The sequence below is a fragment of the Chromobacterium sp. ASV23 genome (assembly GCF_016428945.1).
In the GTDB taxonomy this organism is placed as follows: Bacteria; Pseudomonadota; Gammaproteobacteria; order Burkholderiales; family Chromobacteriaceae; genus Chromobacterium; species Chromobacterium sinusclupearum.
Map to the genome: position 1 here is coordinate 1 of NZ_JAELTR010000072.1, position 17,105 is coordinate 17,105.

At 62.8% G+C, this 17,105-nt stretch carries 17 protein-coding genes; 7 read left to right on the forward strand and 10 right to left on the reverse strand.

Annotated elements, in window-relative coordinates:
- From JHD59_RS19650 to JHD59_RS19665, 4 genes are all read left to right on the forward strand, one after another.
- A partial coding sequence (locus JHD59_RS19650; protein WP_199155491.1) for a YmfQ family protein occupies nt 1-472 on the forward strand: 472 nt, incomplete at its 5' end.
- 93 nt (nt 473-565) lie between these two features.
- Entirely contained in the window at nt 566-2,398 is a 1,833-nt protein-coding gene (locus JHD59_RS19655; RefSeq protein WP_199155492.1) for a pyocin knob domain-containing protein, read from the forward strand.
- 10 nt (nt 2,399-2,408) lie between these two features.
- Nucleotides 2,409-3,074, forward strand: coding sequence for a hypothetical protein (locus tag JHD59_RS19660; RefSeq protein WP_199155493.1), 666 nt, complete (start codon nt 2,409-2,411; stop codon nt 3,072-3,074).
- Between the two features lie 176 nt (nt 3,075-3,250).
- Nucleotides 3,251-4,453, forward strand: coding sequence for a phage tail protein (locus JHD59_RS19665; RefSeq protein WP_199155494.1), 1,203 nt, complete (start codon nt 3,251-3,253; stop codon nt 4,451-4,453).
- A 64-nt stretch (nt 4,454-4,517) separates the two neighbouring features.
- Here JHD59_RS19665 and JHD59_RS19670 read toward each other — a convergent pair whose 3' ends face one another.
- Genes JHD59_RS19670 through JHD59_RS19685 form a run of 4 tightly spaced genes read right to left on the reverse strand, consistent with a single transcriptional unit; the run spans nt 4,518 to nt 7,474 of the window.
- Nucleotides 4,518-5,405, reverse strand: coding sequence for a DMT family transporter (locus tag JHD59_RS19670; RefSeq protein ID WP_233164416.1), 888 nt, complete (start codon nt 5,403-5,405; stop codon nt 4,518-4,520).
- Complete coding sequence (locus tag JHD59_RS19675) at nt 5,405-6,049, reverse strand: alanyl-tRNA editing protein (protein ID WP_199155496.1); 645 nt, start codon at nt 6,047-6,049, stop codon at nt 5,405-5,407. The genes JHD59_RS19670 and JHD59_RS19675 overlap by 1 nt, the downstream gene beginning before the upstream one ends.
- The gene (locus JHD59_RS19680) at nt 6,046-6,987 is read right to left on the reverse strand and encodes a class I SAM-dependent methyltransferase (RefSeq protein ID WP_199155497.1); all 942 of its coding nucleotides are present in this window, start codon (nt 6,985-6,987) and stop codon (nt 6,046-6,048) included. Before JHD59_RS19680 ends, JHD59_RS19675 begins: the two co-directional genes overlap by 4 nt.
- 31 nt (nt 6,988-7,018) lie before the next feature.
- Entirely contained in the window at nt 7,019-7,474 is a 456-nt protein-coding gene (locus JHD59_RS19685) for a GNAT family N-acetyltransferase (protein ID WP_199155498.1), read from the reverse strand.
- A gap of 197 nt (nt 7,475-7,671) precedes the next feature.
- Here JHD59_RS19685 and JHD59_RS19690 point away from each other — a divergent pair, with 197 nt between their 5' ends.
- Both JHD59_RS19690 and JHD59_RS19695 read left to right on the forward strand, forming a co-directional pair.
- Nucleotides 7,672-7,962, forward strand: coding sequence for a superinfection immunity protein (locus tag JHD59_RS19690; protein WP_199155499.1), 291 nt, complete (start codon nt 7,672-7,674; stop codon nt 7,960-7,962).
- A 71-nt stretch (nt 7,963-8,033) separates the two neighbouring features.
- Complete coding sequence (locus tag JHD59_RS19695) at nt 8,034-9,227, forward strand: amino acid aminotransferase (RefSeq protein ID WP_199155500.1); 1,194 nt, start codon at nt 8,034-8,036, stop codon at nt 9,225-9,227.
- A gap of 41 nt (nt 9,228-9,268) precedes the next feature.
- Here the strand turns inward: JHD59_RS19695 and JHD59_RS19700 are convergent, their stop codons facing one another.
- A complete protein-coding gene (locus JHD59_RS19700; protein ID WP_199155501.1) occupies nt 9,269-10,255 on the reverse strand; it encodes a hypothetical protein in 987 nt (328 codons plus the stop codon).
- Between the two features lie 583 nt (nt 10,256-10,838).
- On the opposite strand from JHD59_RS19700, the gene JHD59_RS19705 reads away from it, so the two are divergent.
- Nucleotides 10,839-11,126, forward strand: a complete 288-nt coding sequence (locus JHD59_RS19705; RefSeq protein WP_103318831.1) for a hypothetical protein — start codon at nt 10,839-10,841, stop codon at nt 11,124-11,126.
- Between the two features lie 117 nt (nt 11,127-11,243).
- Here the strand turns inward: JHD59_RS19705 and hutH are convergent, their stop codons facing one another.
- From hutH to hutI, 5 genes are all read right to left on the reverse strand, one after another.
- Nucleotides 11,244-12,776 (reverse strand): histidine ammonia-lyase, encoded by a 1,533-nt coding sequence (hutH, locus tag JHD59_RS19710; protein ID WP_199155502.1) that lies wholly within the window; start codon nt 12,774-12,776, stop codon nt 11,244-11,246.
- A 60-nt stretch (nt 12,777-12,836) separates the two neighbouring features.
- On the reverse strand, nt 12,837-13,223 hold the full coding sequence (locus JHD59_RS19715; RefSeq protein ID WP_233196382.1) for a lipocalin-like domain-containing protein: 387 nt from the start codon (nt 13,221-13,223) through the stop codon (nt 12,837-12,839).
- 63 nt (nt 13,224-13,286) lie between these two features.
- Entirely contained in the window at nt 13,287-14,957 is a 1,671-nt protein-coding gene (gene hutU / locus JHD59_RS19720) for a urocanate hydratase (protein WP_199155503.1), read from the reverse strand.
- A 151-nt stretch (nt 14,958-15,108) separates the two neighbouring features.
- Nucleotides 15,109-16,041 carry a formimidoylglutamase gene (gene hutG, locus JHD59_RS19725; protein ID WP_199155504.1) on the reverse strand — a complete coding sequence of 311 codons (933 nt, stop codon included), beginning with the start codon at nt 16,039-16,041 and terminating at the stop codon, nt 15,109-15,111.
- 56 nt (nt 16,042-16,097) lie between these two features.
- Nucleotides 16,098-17,105: imidazolonepropionase (hutI, locus tag JHD59_RS19730; RefSeq protein WP_199155505.1), on the reverse strand; the 1,008-nt coding region annotated here is incomplete at its 5' end.

The following is a 17,105-nucleotide window of genomic DNA, read 5'->3' on the forward strand; positions in this document are numbered from 1 at the left end:
GGCGCTGGACCGCGCGCAAAGCTCTGCCCGCCAGCTGGCCGGCGCCGTCACCCCGCTGCAAGCCGAGGCGCTGCTGCCGGACTGGGAGCGCGTCTGCGGCCTGACGCCGCCGCCCGGCGCGCCCTACCAGCAGCGTCAGCAGGCCGTGCTGGCCAAGCTGGCCGAAACCGGCGGCCTGTCCATCCCCTACTTCACCCGGCTGGCCGCCGGCATGGGTTACAAGATCCAGATCGCCGAGCCGCAGCCGTTCCGCGCCGGCGTCAACCGCGCCGGCCAGCAGCTGTGGAGCGAAGACATCCCCTGGGTGTGGCAGGTGACGGTGTTCGGCAGCAAGGTCCGTCCCTACCAGTTCCGCGCCGGCCAATCGCTGGCGGGCGAACGCCTCACCGCCTTCGGCGACCCCAGGCTGGAGGAAATGATCCAGGACCTCAAACCGGCCCACACCTTCGTTTACTTCGCCTACCAGCCGTAAGCCCGCGCTGCGCATGCCCTCTGCCCGACCCTCTCCTCACCCGGCCCTGCCGCCAGCGGCAAGCCGCCTCCCATCCATTCCTCAGGAGCGCCCATGCAAGACCCCATCAAACCCATTCCCACGCCGGACCAGAAATTCCACGACGGCAACCCCGCCTCCGGCGAACTCGGCACCATCGTCAGCGCCGACTGGCTGAACAATGTGCAATCCGCCCTCCAGGCCACCCAACAGGAAGTGCTGTCGGTGCTCAAAGATACCGGCCAAGCCAGCGATCCGGCGCGCCAGGATCAGCTATTGCAGGCCGTGAAGAAAATCGCCTGGGGCGGCAACAGCAAACCTACCACCTTGGCGGGATACGGCATTACGGATGGTTTGACGCTGCGACCCCAGCTCGGCGATAGGGTCGATTTGAACAACATCACGGACGACGGCCTGTACCACAATCCTGCCGATGCCTACGCTGCCAACGGCATTAACTATCCAACAGCCCAGGCCGGCCTACTGTTCGTATATTCCGATGGGCAAATGGTCTATCAGCAATACCAGAGCTATGCCAATGCGGGCATTTGGTATCGCTGCCGCTACGGCGGGAACTGGCCATCCTGGCGCAAACTGAGCGATGCCGCCACCACGCTGGCCGGCTACGGCATCACCGACGGCGCCACCAAGGCCGAGCTGAAAGCGGCGGTGGATGGCCTGGTCAGCGGCGCGCCCGGCGCGCTGAACACGCTACAGGAACTGGCGGCGGCGTTGGGTAACGACAACAACTTCGCTACGTCAATCACCAACAAACTCGCCGCCAAAGCCGATAAAACCAATAGTCTGGCCGGCTACGGCATCAATACGCTGGCACTGACCACCGCTCAAACCTCGCAGATCATCAAAACCACGCCCAATACCTACGACAATAACCTCTACACCAACGGGACGCTGGAACTGCGCTCCACCGGCGCCGACTTCCCGTCGCTGGGCCTGCACCGGCCCGGCAATAGCGCGGTGGCGCTGGTTCATAAGGGGTATGGCGACGATACCTTGATGTTGAAAGAAGCGGCTGGCGGCGAATATCGGGTGTGGCATTCAGGAAATGACAGCCAAATCATCAAGAAACGTCGCTACCGGGTTCATACAGATGACGGCACATCCCTGGATACCTCGATCTCCGCTGGCGAAATGGGCTTCAACTATGGGACTTCCAGCGGCGTCAATGGCCCGTTCATCGCCTTCGGCGGCCTAGGCGGCAGCATCGACTACTCCTGCCAGCTGACAGCCGATTACGGCAGCGGCAGCATCATGCGTTTTCGCACTCGTAACGACGATGCCAAGCGCTGGAATCCTTGGCATACGCTGGTACATGAGGACAGCCCCGTCTTACTAGCAAAAGCTGACAAAGCATCCACACTATCCGGTTATGGCATTGCTGATGCCGTTAGCCAAACTGATCTTAAAACTGCGTTAGATAAGCAAAATACCAATACCTACAGCTATCGAGGCACATTGGCGGATGGTCAAGAAGATGGGGACTTGGCACCTGGCGTCTACACCGTACAGCGTTCTGGGTATAGCGACACCTTACTGAACTTCCCTTCTAGCGGTAGCTCAGCAGGTGTACAGCTGATAGCCAACTATGACGATGAATTATATCTGCGCGTCAGTCGCGACAGCCGTACACAATGGGATGGTGTGAAAAGCAAACAAAAGCGCATTTGGCACTCTGGTAACTTAAATCCAGGCTCATTCGTACAAGATATCCGATTGGGCGCAATGGAAAGCGTCATGATCTGGAATGGCCCAGGTTACTCCGACACTGCAGGTTACGTCATAACTGGGGTAGTGAATGGCAATACTGACGCCTTCCCTGACGTGGTGCAACGCCGCCCATTACAAAAACAGATCAACGGCACTTGGTATACTATTTCCTCTATCTAAGGCGATTACCATGAGACAACTACTTAACCTGAAACAATACACCCCTGAAAATGCGATGCCAAATACGCTCTATCTTCGCGATGGCAATGGGGAAGACTGGTATGAATCCCAAAAGAAATTTTCTCCCAACACGCTGAAAGTGGTTTACGAGACAGATGGCTCAATTCGCTCTTTAGCACAAGATATTTCAACACTCTGGCCTTGTGATGGATCTCTGGTTGAGCTGGATATCAACAATGTGCCTCCGGATCTTTTGGATCGGAAACTTGATTACTATTACATTAATGGGAAAATACTAGAAAAACCACTACAAGACATCGCCAACCGAGAGGCTGCCGTAATAGATAATATTGCCGCCCAATTATACAACAACCTGTCTAGATTCGACCAAGAGTACCAAATGCGCGAAGCTGAGGCTAAAGAGTTGAAAGAATCAAGCTACAAGGCTACACCCGGTAAGTATATGGCAACATATATCCAGGCAAGTGGGAAAAGTATATCAGATGCATGCGAAACAGTACTGTCGAATGCCCAGGCACTGCGCATACAAAAGGAACAACTGTCAATCGAACGAATGAGGAAGCTGGAACTATTCAAACAGACTACGCTTCAGGATGTGAAAAAAATCTCACTGGAAATTATTTCCAATCTCAAAAAGATCGCTAGTGACGCTTAAAAAGTAACGTCTAGAAACAGCCACTCCGATTCGGAGTGGCTGTTTCTATTTAGCACTGAAATCCGTCCACTGATCCACCCAAGCCTCCTGCCGCACAATCGCCTCCATTCTCAATCGGCGACATCTGTCATCGGCCCTCGCGGCCGATTTCTCTTTACCAGCGGGAGGCGCTTTCCATGCAAGACCAGCTCAAACCCATCACCAGCCCGGATGGCCTGTTCCATGACGGCAACCCCGCCACCGGCGAACTCGGCACCATCGTCACCTCGGATTGGCTCAACGGCGTGCAATCCGCCGTTCAGTCCACGCAACAGGAGCTGCTGTCCGTCCTCAAGAGCAGCGGTCAGACCCCGGACCCGGCGCGCAAGGATCAGCTGCTGCAGGCGGTGCAGAACATCGCCTGGGGCGGTACTACCAAGCCCTCCACGCTTGCAGGCTATGGCATTACCGACGCCGCCAGCAAGATTGACCTGAAAGCGGCGGTGGATGGGCTGGTAGCCGGCGCGCCAGGAGCCTTGAACACCTTGCAGGAGCTGGCGGCAGCGCTGGGCAATGACTCCAACTTCGCGGCGTCCATCGCTAAGCTGCTTGCCGGCAAGGCCGACAGGGCATCCACTCTGGCCGGGTATGGCATTACCGATGCATTGACTCAGACCGTTAATGCTGACGCTGTTGCGAGTCTAGACGCCATCGCGACGTCCGGAACCACTGCCTACAATTCGTCAACATCTGGTGCCCCTACTCAATACGGCGTAGTGTTGACAGTCTCCAACGTCAATCCCATCCCCCCTGTAGGTTCTTCCGGCTCAGTATGGGTGACTCAAACTGCATATGGCACGGACGGCACCCGCTGGATGCGCCATCGCGTCAACAACGGCGGCTGGCTGCCATGGAGTCAGATGGCATTTTCCGACTCCGTCGCATCCGCCGCGCCGGCCGGGATGGTGGCTTATTTTGCGATGCCCACCGCCCCAGCCGGCTGGTTGATTGCCGATGGCAAATCCTATCCATGCAAAGACTACCCCTCGCTGAGCGCCGCGCTGAAAAATCTTTATGGCGGCGACGGGGTCACGACTTTTGCTGTCCCCAACCTCTGCGGGGAGTTCATTCGCGGCTGGAATGCTGGACGAAACGTGGATGCCCCTGACCGTGGATTTGGTAGCTTGCAATTAGACGCCTTCCAAGGTCACCGGCATAACAACGCTCAAATCTGGTCGACCGGCGCGGGGATTACATTCCCGAGTGTTGGAGCTAACTCGGCAGTACAAATTAGTGTTGATGCAACGGACGGCACAATAACGGGCGGTTCTGGTACTCCTCGCGTCGCGACAGAAACCCGCCCCCGCAACATCGCCCTGCTCGCCTGCATCAAGTATTGATCGCCCAACCGTTCCACGTGAAACCGCGCCTAGTCAGCGCGGTTTTTGCATAGCGTGGCACGGCTCAGCGCAGCACAACCAGCGCGGTGCCGGCGCAGCTGACCGCCGCGCCTATCCAGGCCAGCGGCGGCGGCGGGCGCCGCAACACTACCCACAGCATGGGCAGGATCAGCACCGGGCTCAGCGCGGACAGGATGCCCACCGTGGCCACGTTGGCATGCTGCAAGGCCAGCATGATCAGCGTCATGCCCAGGCCCAGCGCCACCAGGCCGTTCAGCGCGGTCTGGCCCAGCATGCGCGGCGTGTAAGGGCCGCGGCTTTTCGCCAGCCGCCAGCCGCTGGCCCACAGCAGATAGTGCGCGCCGCAGCTGACGCCCATGCGCAGCGCCGACGCGGTGACCGGCTCCAGCCCGGCCGCCATCGCCGGTTTGGCGAAGAAGGTGCCCAGCGCTTGGCACAACGCGGCCGCCAGGCCCAAGGCGACCCCGGAGGCCAGCTTGTCGTTGCGCTCCCATACGTGGGCGTCTACTTCGCGCCGGCCAAAGGCCACGGCCAGCAGCACGCCGCCAAACACCAGCGCGCTGCCCAGCATGGCGCCGGCGCTCAGGCGTTCGGACAGAAACAGCACGCCCAGCAGCACCGAAAACACCGAGTGCGTGGCGAACAACAAGCCGGTGCGGCGCGGCCCCAGCCGGTTCATCGAGGCGAACATCACCGTGTCGCCTAGGAAGATTCCAGCCAGGCCGGAAATGAGAACCGGCCACAATGCGGCCGCGCTGACGCTATGCCATCCGCCTGACAGCAGGCTGTAAGCGCCCAGTACGATGGTCAGCAGCGTCAACCGCAAGCGGGTGAAGGCAAAGGGGCCAAAATGGCGGGAAGGCGCGGCGCCCAGCAGGCCGCCCAAGGCCCAGCAGCCGGCGGCGCCGACTGCGGCAAAGTCATACCACATCATTCATCCAATAAATAAATTTCGACGCGCTCTTTGCCCTTGCCGATATTGCGGCGCTTGAGGGCGATGTTCCCCACTTCGCCGCTGCGCTTGAGGTGGGTGCCGCCGCAAGGCACGCGGGCGAAGCCGGGCAGCTCCCAATAGCGGCGCTCGGCCGCCTCATCGGAAAAGGCGCTGGCGATGGGCAGATCGGCATCGATCAGCCGCTGCGCCTCGGCGGCAATAACGGGCAGCAAAGCGGTGATCGGCTGGTCCAGCGCAAAGTCTATCCGCGCCTTGTCCGCCGCGATATGCGCGCCTATCTTCGCCACGCCGGCCGTCTGGCGGCAGATCAGCTCCAGCACCAGTTCTGCGGCAAAATGCAGCCGCATCAGCCGATAGCGGCGCGGCCAGTCTATTTTCACCGCCACCTCGGCGCCGGCTTGCAGGCCGTGATCCGGCTCCAGCGTATAAGCGATGTCCTGCCCCTGCTTCTCCGCCAAACAAACAGGGTAGCCGCCTATGCTGCCGCTATCGCTCTCCTGTCCTCCGGAAAACGCGTAGAAGATGGTGGCCTCCAGCCATACCCGTTCACCGTCGACTCGGCTGATTCGGGTGCTCAGCTCAGTCTGATAAGGGTTGATCCAGAATTGCTTGCCGGTCACAGCGAACGCGCCAGGTAGTCGATCAGGCTAATCGGATAAACAAATGTCTGCCCGGTCAGCTCTCGATACTGTCTGTGGTAATTAGTGTTGCCCGGCTGCAGGATCAGCGCCTGGGTCAGCGCCTCGCGCGCAGCGGTTATCTCCAGCCGGCGCTGCTCAGCAACGGACAACAACAGCCAAGCCTCATGCATGCGGAAATTCAACGATAGCGCCTGGCGCGCCAGCAGCTGCACCCGGTCCCAGTCCTGGCCATCTTGGAAAGCCTCCGTCAACGCCTCCACCACCGTGGACAATTGGGGCGCGGCGCCAGCCTGACGACGCAACACCAAGGTATGGCCATTGGCGACTTGGCTGTCGGTCTCTTCCACCGCTTCCAATAGCCAATGTCCCATTTCGTTCTGGTTGTACCAGTTCAAGGCCGCCAGCAATACCTGCAGGATGAAGACATGGTAGTGGCCGCGCCAGGGCATGTCTTGCAAGGTAAGCACCGTGTCGCGCCGCTCATAAGCGGACACCAGCTGCTCCAACAAAGTAATGGGGCGGTTCTCGTCAGAGGGCTCTGCATTGCGCTTGGGCACCACCATGAAATTGATGCCGCCGGGCTTCAACACCCGCTCCCATTCCTGCCAGGCAGATATCACATCCGGTATATGCTCCAACACATGCGAGGACATGATGTAATCAAGCGAACCATCGGTAAACGGCAGCGCCGTAGCTTCGGCCACATAGTCGACTCGGGCCGGCGCAATGCCAAACTTGGTTTGCTCCAGCTCATAACGGCGGTAATCTTCCAGATCGCGTGGGTAGACAAATGTGATGCCATCGCTCGGCGCCACGTTGACGCAGTCCGCTGGCGAAAAATGATTGTGCGCGGCGCGGCCCAGCTCTGCACCCATCCCATGTAGATACTTTTGCGTCAGTTGCTGCATCGCATGCATCGTCGCACTCCCTTTGCCGCACACTTTCACATCATGGACTAGAAACGCCACGCTCGTCTGCCAGCCGCTGGTACACCTCCTGCTCCAACCGCTCCATCAGCCGCTCCGGTCGGGATAGCGGCGTAAAGCCGTATTGCGCGTACAAGCCGTGGGCGTCGGCGGTGGCCAGCATCATGCGGCGCAGATTCTGCAGCTCTGGATGCGCCAGCATGGCGGCGACGATCTGCTTGCCTATGCCCTGCCCTTGCCGCCCATCCAGCACAAAGATATCCGCCAGATAGGCAAAGGTGGCGCGGTCGGTCACCACCCGGCCAAAGCCGACTTGGCTACCCGCCTCGTCATAGGCGCCAAAGCATAGGGAATGCTCAAGCGAGCGCTCGAAGAGGTCGCGCGGTAGCCCGCGCGCCCAGTACGACTGCTGCGACAGATACTGGTAGATCCGCTCGCGGTCCAGCCGCAGTGGGTCGCAATCGATTTGCACCGCCATGGCCACGCCCTTGCGCTTGGAAAAGACCTAGCCTAAACAAGTTGCCGGGGCCAAACAAGCGTTTGGCATGAAAACAATGTATTCATGCCAAAACTACCGTGATTTATGGAATTTCATTCCTTTGTTTCACGCAAAAGCCCGTTGCCAGCCGAGGAAAAAACTCGCACGATAAGGGTTTGCCCATTGCCGCCCTCGCCATGAACCCATTGCCGCTGCTGAGAAACCTGCTGTTCGCGCTGTTGGCGCTGGCCATCTTGCTATGGTGCTATGGCAGCTGGCAGAACCGGCCGGAGCTGGTGGAGGCCGCCATCTGGCTGGGCGATGGCCTGGCCATGGTAGGCGCCTATCTGGTGCCCACCTTCACCGCGCTGCTGGTAAAAAGCCGGCGGCTGCGCACCGTGGCGCTGCTGAATGTCGCGGGCGGATGGCTGATTCTGCCGTGGCTGCTGGCAATGGGCCTGGCGTTGAAACGCGACGACCTGGCCTGAGCGCCGCGCCGCACACCGGGCGACCCGCCGACGCAACAGGCGGGCGCCAGCACACCTAGAGGAGAAGACTCGTGTTCCAACATATCGACGCCTACGCCGGCGACCCCATTCTGTCGCTGGTGGAAGCCTTCGGCAAAGACGCCCGCGCCGACAAGGTCAATCTCAGCATTGGCCTGTATTACGACGAAGCCGGCCGCATCCCGCGGCTGAAGGCGGTGGAGCAGGCCGAAACGCTGCTGGCCAGCCAGCCGCAGCCGCCGTGTACGTATCTGCCGATGGACGGCCTGGCGGCTTATCGCAACGCCATCCAGGCACTGCTGTTCGGCGCCGAACACACGGCCGTGAAAAGCGGCCGCATCGCCACGCTGCAGACGCTGGGCGGCTCCGGCGCGCTGAAAGTGGGCGCGGACTTCCTCAAGCGCTATTTCCCGACGTCCAACGTCTGGGTCAGCGATCCGACCTGGGACAACCACATCGCCATTTTCGAAGGCGCCGGCTTCACGGTGGAGCGTTACCCGTATTTTGATCCGGCCACCCGCGGCGTCGATTTCCCTGCCATGCTGGCCAAGCTGGAAACGCTGCCGGCCAAGAGCATCGTGCTGCTGCACCCCTGCTGCCACAATCCCACCGGCGCGGACCTGACAAACGCGCAGTGGGACCAAGTGGTGGCCGTGGCCAAGGCGCGCCAATTGATCCCCTTCCTGGACATCGCCTACCAGGGCTTCGGCGCCGGCCTGGAGCAAGACGCCTACGCCATCCGCGCCATGGCCGATGCCGGCGTGCCCTGCCTGGTCAGCAATTCCTTCTCCAAGATCTTCTCGCTGTACGGCGAGCGCTGCGGCGGCTTGTCCGTGGTATGCGACGACGCCGCCGAAGCGGCGCTGGTGGCCGGCCAGCTGAAGGCCACCGTGCGCCGCAACTACTCCAGCCCGCCGACGCATGGCGCCAAGGTGATTACCGCCGTGCTGAACGATCCGGAATTGAGGGCGCTGTGGGTATCGGAAGTGAATGAAATGCGCGAGCGCATCCAGGCGATGCGCGGCGTGCTGGTACAGGTGTTGAAGGAAGCGCTGCCTGAGCGCGACTTCGGCTACCTGATGAACCAGCGCGGCATGTTCAGCTACACCGGCTTCAGCCAGGCCCAGGTGGACAAGCTGCGCGAGCAGTTCGGCGTCTATCTGGTGGGCAGCGGCCGCATGTGCGTGGCCGGCCTCAACACCGCCAACGCGCCCTATGTGGCCCAGGCTTTCGCCAAGGTACAGTAAGCGCGGGCAGAATCAGCAAAGCGGCCATACGGCCGCTTTTTTCATGCGCGCACCATGCCGCGCCAGCCATGCCGGGCGGTATGCGCCGCCAACATCAGCCAGCCGGCATCGTCTTCCAGCTCGGCCAGCCGCAGACAGCTCAGCGCCAGCTTGATGCTGTGATCGTCGGCCTGCGAGCGGGCCATCGCGGCGATTTCCCCGGCGTCGATCAGCGGCATGCTCCCCGGCCGCGGCAAAGGCGGACAACCGTTGCAGATATAAATGCCCAGCAGCGCCGCCTGCATCTGCAAGGCCGTGCTGTCCGGCACCTCGCTCATCCCATAGCCGCGCGCCAGACTCAGCGCCGCCTCCCAGCCGGTGAGCAGGTGCAGCGCGTCAAACTCATGCCGCGCATGGAACAATAGCCGGGCATAACGCCGTTGCTCGCGCGCGCTGGCCAGCAGGCCCGGCGGCAGACGTTCCGGCACATCCGGCAAGGCCAGCGCCGCCTCGATGTCATCCAAGATCAGCCGGCTATCCTCCGGCATGGGCATAGGCGCGGCCTGCCAGTCCCGCAGCACCTCGCCCAGGCCCAGCGGCGTGCTGGCAAGGCCAGGCAAGGGCAGCAAACGCCAGTGCGACAGCGCATAGGCCAACGCAGCGTCGATCTCCGGCTCCACGCCGCCGCGCAGTGCATAGGCCAAGCGGATCACGCCGTGGAACGACGCGGATGCCGGCGCGGCCAGCGCCAATTGCAAGCGAAGCGGCCAATGCCGCGCCCAGTAGCCGCGCCCGCGCTCCCAGGCAAAACGCCGCCGCCACGCGCCTTCGCTCTGCGCGTCGCCCAGCCAGCCGCGGGTATCGCCGATATCACGGCTATCGTCTGGCAGTGGTTCCAGATGGCTGCGCCGGGCCGCCAGCAGGCGCAACTCGGCGTCGCTGGCCCCCAACTCCGCCAGGGCCTGCAAAGTCATCGGCAAATGATTGCTCAAACCGCCACGGTAGCCGCCGCTGTAAGGCAGCAACTCAGTCAACACATCGCTCAGCATGCCTCGCTCCATGGGTGTGCGTACGCTTTCAGTCTGATATTCACTTCGCTTAAATGCCAATTAGATTTAAGGATAGCCGCGATAGCAAAGCGCAATGCGAACAATGGCGTTGGTTTTGTCGAGATGCCGCTCAAACGCAAGCAAGCGGGGAAAAACCATTCCGCTCTCGCTGGGCAGCCAGGCTTTACGTTTCTTTGCAAACCGTCCTTGCCGCTAGAAGCTTGCACAACATCCAACCATTAGAATCTGCTGATCTTATCCCCATGAGGCGGCCAAGGCGCAGCCGCCCTAGGGGCTGTTGATGTTTGGTGAGCGATCGCGCCGGGATGCGTTTTGCGGCGAATCGAGGCGTTTCGCGTGCCGCATAGTCATTCTCTGCCAGCGCGGAACAACGAAGAGTCGGCGCGAAAGGCGCCCGGCCCTGCGGGTTTGGCCGCTTTGTGCCGGAAGCCGCGTTGCCCAGCCCTTGCATAGAATGACTATGCGGCGGACTGTGCGCCTTGCTTCCGGCACAAATCGGCTCAAACGCGATCCACTCACCAAACGTCAACAGCCCCTAGTGTCTCCAGAAGAGATTTGCAGCATGCGAAACCTTGCCCACCACATCCTGCCGACTTCCGCCACCATGCTGGGCGTATGCATGACCGTCATCCCCATCATCAAGCTGATGAAGGTTGGCCATATCGGCACCATGATCGACGAGCTGCTGGCCGACGACAGCGTGATTTTCCTGATCAGCGCCGTACTGTCTTACTTATCGATACGCCGCCCCAGCTGGGGCCGTTTGGAACGGCATGCGGACATCGCTTTTGTCTTTGGCTTGTGCGGCATGTCGGTGTGCGCGGTGTTGCTTTCATTCGAGCTGTTGTAAGCCCGCTGCAAAATGAAACAAGGGCAGGCCTCTCGCCTGCCCTTGCTTTCCATCACCATAAACGGATGACGCTCATGCGGCGGAACGCCCCGGCAACGCCGGGGCTTCCGCCCTACTTTACAGCGACGGCAGCACCCCGCCGCCGATCAAACCATTGAAGCGGCCGCTGGCCACCAGGGCGGCGGCTTTTTCGATGTCCGGCGCGAAGTAGCGGTCTTTGTCGTAGAACGCCACCTGCTCGCGCAACATCGCCTTGGCCGCTTCCAGCTTCTCGCTGGACTGGTTAGGCGCGCGGAAGTCTATGCCCTGGCACGCCGCCAGCAGCTCGACGCCCAAGATGCCGGCGGTGTTGCCGGCCATCTCCTTCAGGCGGCGGCCGGCGAAGGTGGCCATGGAGACGTGGTCTTCCTGGTTGGCGCTGGTGGGCAGACTGTCCACCGATGCTGGGTGGGCCAGCGACTTGTTCTCGCTGGCCAGCGCGGCGGACGTCACCTGGGCGATCATGAAGCCGGAGTTGACGCCGCCGTTGTTGACCAGGAACGGCGGCAGCTTGGACAGATTGCTGTCGATCAGCAGCGCCATGCGGCGCTCTGACAAGGAGCCGATTTCGGCGATGGCCAGCGCCAGGTTGTCCGCGGCGAAGGCTACTGGCTCGGCGTGGAAGTTGCCGCCGGACAGGATGTCGTTGTCGCCGGCGAACACCAACGGGTTGTCGGAAACGGCATTGGCCTCGACGCGCAGCACTTCCGCGGCGTGACGGATCTGCGTCAGGCAGGCGCCCATTACCTGCGGCTGGCAGCGCAGCGAGTACGGGTCTTGCACCTTGCCGCAGTTTTCATGCGAGCGCTCGATGTCGCTATGGTCCAGCAGCTGCCGATACAGGCTGGCGGCATCGATCTGGCCTTGATGGCCGCGCACTGCGTGGATGCGCGCGTCGAACGGGGTGCGGCTGCCCAGCGCGGCTTCCACCGACAGGCTGCCGGCCACGGTGGCGGACACGTACAGGTCTTCGGCGGCGAACAGCCCTTCCAGCGCGAAGGCGGTGGATGCCTGGGTGCCGTTCAGCAAGGCCAGGCCTTCCTTCGGCGCCAGGGTGATCGGTTCCAGGCCTGCGGCGCGCATCGCCTCGGCGCCGGACACGCGCTTGCCATCGACAAAAGCCTCGCCCTCGCCGATCAGCACCGCGCTCATATGCGACAGCGGCGCCAGGTCGCCGGACGCGCCGACCGAACCCTTCTGCGGAATCACCGGGTAGATCTGGCGGTTGAACAGCGCGACCAGCGCGTCGATGACCTGGCGGCGGATGCCGGAGAAGCCGCGCGCCAGCGAGTTGATCTTCAGCGCCATCACCAGGCGCACGGTGCTGTCTTCCATCGGCTGGCCAATGCCGGCGGCGTGGGACAGTACGATGGAACGCTGCAGCAGCTCCAGCTCCTCGGTGGCGATCTTGGTATTGGCCAACAGGCCAAAACCGGTGTTGATGCCGTAGACGGTGCGGCCCTCGGCCAGCACGCGCGCCACGGTGGCGGCGGAGGCGTCGATCTCCGCATGCGCGGACGGATCGATCTGCAATTGCAGGCCGGTTTCACGTGAAACACGGCGCAGGTCGGCCAGCGTCAGCTGGCCCGGTACGATGTTGAGGATGCTCATGGCTTCTGTCTCTCTTGCTTCTCTTATGTTTTGCTCATCGATGGCTGATCCGGGCCGGATTCAGCCGATGCGGGACCAGATCAGCGTCACGCGTTCTTTCAATCCCTGGCCGGACAGCTTGAGCCGCCCATCGGGCAGCCGTTCCACCTCCCGCCGCATGGTCTGGCCGATGACCGCCGGCGCGCTGGATTGCAAGGCGGTGTGGTAGACCACGCCCGGCTCCTTGCCCAGCCGCCAGCGGCCGGTGTAGAAGTTGGACACCCGCTGCGCGTCTTCCGGGCTCGGATTGGCCAGCGGCTGGCGGTTCTGCGCCACGCTGACGTAGCCGCTGGCGGTATAGATCAGCGTGCCGCTCTGCTCGCCAGGCCAATGGAAGGCCTCGCCGTTTTCGCGGTGGACGATGAAATCGTCCAGCCTCCATTCGCCGATCAAATCGCTTGCATGCACTTCCTGCTCTCCCATAACGAGGTAGGCGGAACGCCCCGCCGACGGGGCTTCCGCCCTACGCGCTTACTTCAGCATCGGCAGGTCCAGGCCCTGTTCCTTGGCGCAGTTCACCGCGATGTCGTAGCCGGCGTCGGCATGGCGCATCACGCCGGTGGCCGGGTCGTTGCGCAGCACGCAGCCCAGGCGCTCGGACGCGGCGTCGGTGCCATCGCAGACGATGACCACGCCGGCATGCTGCGAGAAGCCCATGCCCACGCCGCCTCCGTGGTGCAGCGAGACCCAGGTGGCGCCGCCGGCGGTATTCAGCAAGGCGTTGAGCAGCGGCCAATCGGACACGGCGTCGGAACCGTCCTTCATGGATTCGGTTTCGCGGTTGGGGCTGGCGACGGAGCCGGAGTCAAGGTGGTCGCGGCCGATGACGATGGGCGCCTTCAGCTCGCCGTTCTTCACCATTTCATTGAAGGCCAGGCCCAGGCGGACGCGGTCTTTCAGGCCCACCCAGCAGATGCGCGCCGGCAAGCCCTGGAAGGCGATGCGTTCCTTGGCCATGTCCAGCCAGTTGTGCAGGTGCGGATCGTCCGGGATCAGTTCCTTCACCTTCTGGTCGGTCTTGTAGATGTCTTCCGGGTCGCCGGACAGCGCCACCCAGCGGAAGGGGCCGATGCCCTCGCAGAACAGCGGGCGGATATAGGCCGGAACGAAGCCGGGGAAGTCGAAGGCGTTTTGCACGCCCTCTTCCAGCGCCATCTGGCGGATGTTGTTGCCGTAATCCAGCGTGGCCGCGCCGCGGCTTTGCAGCGCCAGCATGGCGCGCACTTGCACAGCCATGGACTTCTTGGCGGCGGCGGTGATTTCGGCGGCGGCGGTCTTCTGCTTGTCGCGCCATTCGGCCACGGTCCAGCCCTGCGGCAGATAGCCGTGCACCGGGTCGTGGGCCGAGGTTTGGTCGGTGACCACGTCCGGCGTGATACCACGCGCCACCAGCTCGGCGAATACGTCGGCGGCGTTGCCCAAGAGGCCCACCGACACCGCCTTGCCCGATTGCTTGGCGTCTTCCAGAATCGCCAGCGCTTCGTCCAACGTCTTGGCCTTGCGATCCACATAGCGCGTTTTCAGCCGGAAATCGATGCGGGTTTCGTCGCATTCGACGGCGATCATGGAAAATCCAGCCATGGTGGCGGCCAGCGGCTGCGCGCCGCCCATGCCGCCCAGGCCGCCGGTCAGAATCCAGCGCCCCTGCGGCTTGCCGCCGAAGTGCTGGTTGGCCACCGCGTAAAACGTTTCATACGTGCCCTGCACAATGCCCTGCGAGCCGATATAAATCCACGAGCCGGCCGTCATCTGGCCGTACATCATCAGGCCCTTTTTATCGAGCTCGTTGAAGTGCTCCCAATTGGCCCAGTGCGGCACCAGATTGGAGTTGGCGATCAGCACCCGCGGCGCGTTTTCGTGGGTCTTGAACACGCCCACCGGCTTGCCGGACTGCACCAGCAGCGTTTCGTCGTCCTCCAGCCGCTGCAGGGTATCCAGAATCTTGTCGTAGCACTCCCAGTTGCGGGCGGCGCGGCCAATGCCGCCGTACACCACCAGGCTTTGCGGGTGTTCGGCCACTTCGGCGTCCAGATTGTTCTGGATCATGCGGTAGGCGGCTTCGGTCAACCAGCTCTTGCAGGTCTTCTCGCTGCCGCGCGGCGCGCGGATATGGCGGGATGCGTCAAAACGCGGGTCGGTCATGGGGGCTCTCCTCTGTAAAACTTACATGCCTGATTGGCCACGAAAACCACGAAAGGACACGAAAAGAAACCAGACTCAACGCTTCCTCTCGCTCATCCATAGCCCACGCTTTTGCGTGCTTTTCGTGGGTTTCGTGGCTGAAATTCAGCTTTTAACGCCGCAGATTGCGCGCCAACGACCAGGCCAGCCGCGCCGCCGCCTTGGCGCCGTGGCTGTCGATGTCGTATTCCGGGTTGAATTCCACCAGGTCGGCGCCGACCAGCTTGCCGCTCTTGGCGATGCGCGCAGCCAGCGACTCCACCACCGCGATGTCCACGCCGTAGCCGGCAGGGGCCGACACCGCCGGCATCTGCGCCGCCGGCAGCACGTCCAGATCGATGGTCAGATAGACCACGTCCACGCTGTCGAGAAAATCGGCCAGTTGGCCGCGGATGTCGGCCAGCTGCCAGCCATTCATGTCGGTATCCAGCCGCCACTCGGCGCCCAGCTGCCGCGCGGTGTCGAACAGCGCCTGGGTGTTGGCGGTTTCGGCCACGCCCAGGCACAAGTAGCGGAAATGCTGGCCATGCTGCGCGCAGTCGGCGGCGATCTGCGCAAACGGCGTGCCGCTGGTGGCCTCGTCGGCATCGCGCAAGTCGAAGTGGGCGTCGAAATTGACGATGCCGATGCGCTTGCCGGGATGGGCATCGGCCAGGCCCAGCCAGTGGCCGTAGGCGGTTTCATGGCCGCCGCCCAGCACCAGCGGCAGATGGCCGGCGGCGGAAACTTGCTGCACCTTCAAGGCCAGCTTGCGCTGGGCGGCGTCCAGATTGCCGGCGTCGCACACCACGTCCCCGGCGTCGTACAGCGGCTGCGTGGGGTGGTAGGCCAGATTGGCCAAGGCCTTGCGCAAGGCATTCGGGCCGCCGGCCGCGCCGACGCGGCCCTGATTGCGCCGCACGCCTTCGTCGCAGGCGAAGCCGATGATGGCGATGCCCGGCGCGCCGCCTTCCGGCAAGGCCTGCACCACCTGGTGCCAGCGCCGCGCCGCCTCGCCTTCGCCGGCGTCGATGCGGCCGGTCCACACGCTCATATTGATGCTCATCGCTGAATCCTTGTCTTGCGCCACACCGCCGCGGCGTTTGCGTGGCGGTCATGCGGTTAATCGATGTGTTGAACCGTCCCGCGGAACACGCGCTGTTTCAACACCGGCACGCCCACGCTATAGGCGATCTCGGCCGGATGTTCGATGTCCCATACCAAGAGGTCCGCCACATAGCCAGCCGCCAGGCGGCCATGCGTGGCGCCGCGGCCCAGCGCCTGCGCCGCGTGGCGGGTCACGCCGGCCAGCGCTTCTTCCGGCGTCAGGCCAAACAGCACGCAGGCTTGGTTCATCGCCAGCCGGATCGAAGCAAACGGGCTGGTGCCGGGGTTCAGGTCGGTGGACACCGCCATCGGCACGCCGGCGGCGCGCAGCTGGTCCACCGGCGGCTTTTGCGTCTCGCGCAGGAAATAGAAAGCGCCGGGCAGCAACACCGCCACCGTGCCGGCGCGCTGCAGCGCGGCGATGCCCTCTTCGTCCAGGTATTCGATATGGTCGGCCGACAGGCCGCCGAACTCCGCCACCAGCGCCGCCCCGTGCAGGTTGGACAACTGCTCGACATGGCCCTTCACTTGCAGGCCATGGCCGCGCGCGGCTTCGAACACGCGGCGGGTTTGCGCCGGGGTGAAACCGACGGATTCGCAGAACACATCCACCGCTTCGGCCAGGCCGGCCCTGGCCGCCACCGGCAGGATGGATTCGATGACCAGATCGATATAGCCATCGGCGTCGCCGGCATATTCCGGCGGCACCGCGTGCGCGGCCAACAGCGTGGCCGCCACTTCCACTGGCAGCGAATCCTGCAACCGCCGCGCGGCGGCCAATTGCTTGAGTTCGTCCGCTTGGGTCAGGCCGTAGCCGGATTTGATCTCCACCGTGGTCACGCCCTCGGCCATCAACGCCTTCAGCCGGGGCAGGCTTTTCAACGCCAGCTCCTCCTCGTCCAGCCAGCGGGTGGCGCGCACGGTGGAGACGATGCCGCCGCCCTCGGCGGCGATCTGCTGGTAAGGCACGCCGGCCAGCCGCTTTTCCCACTCCGCCGCGCGGCTGCCGCCATACACCAGGTG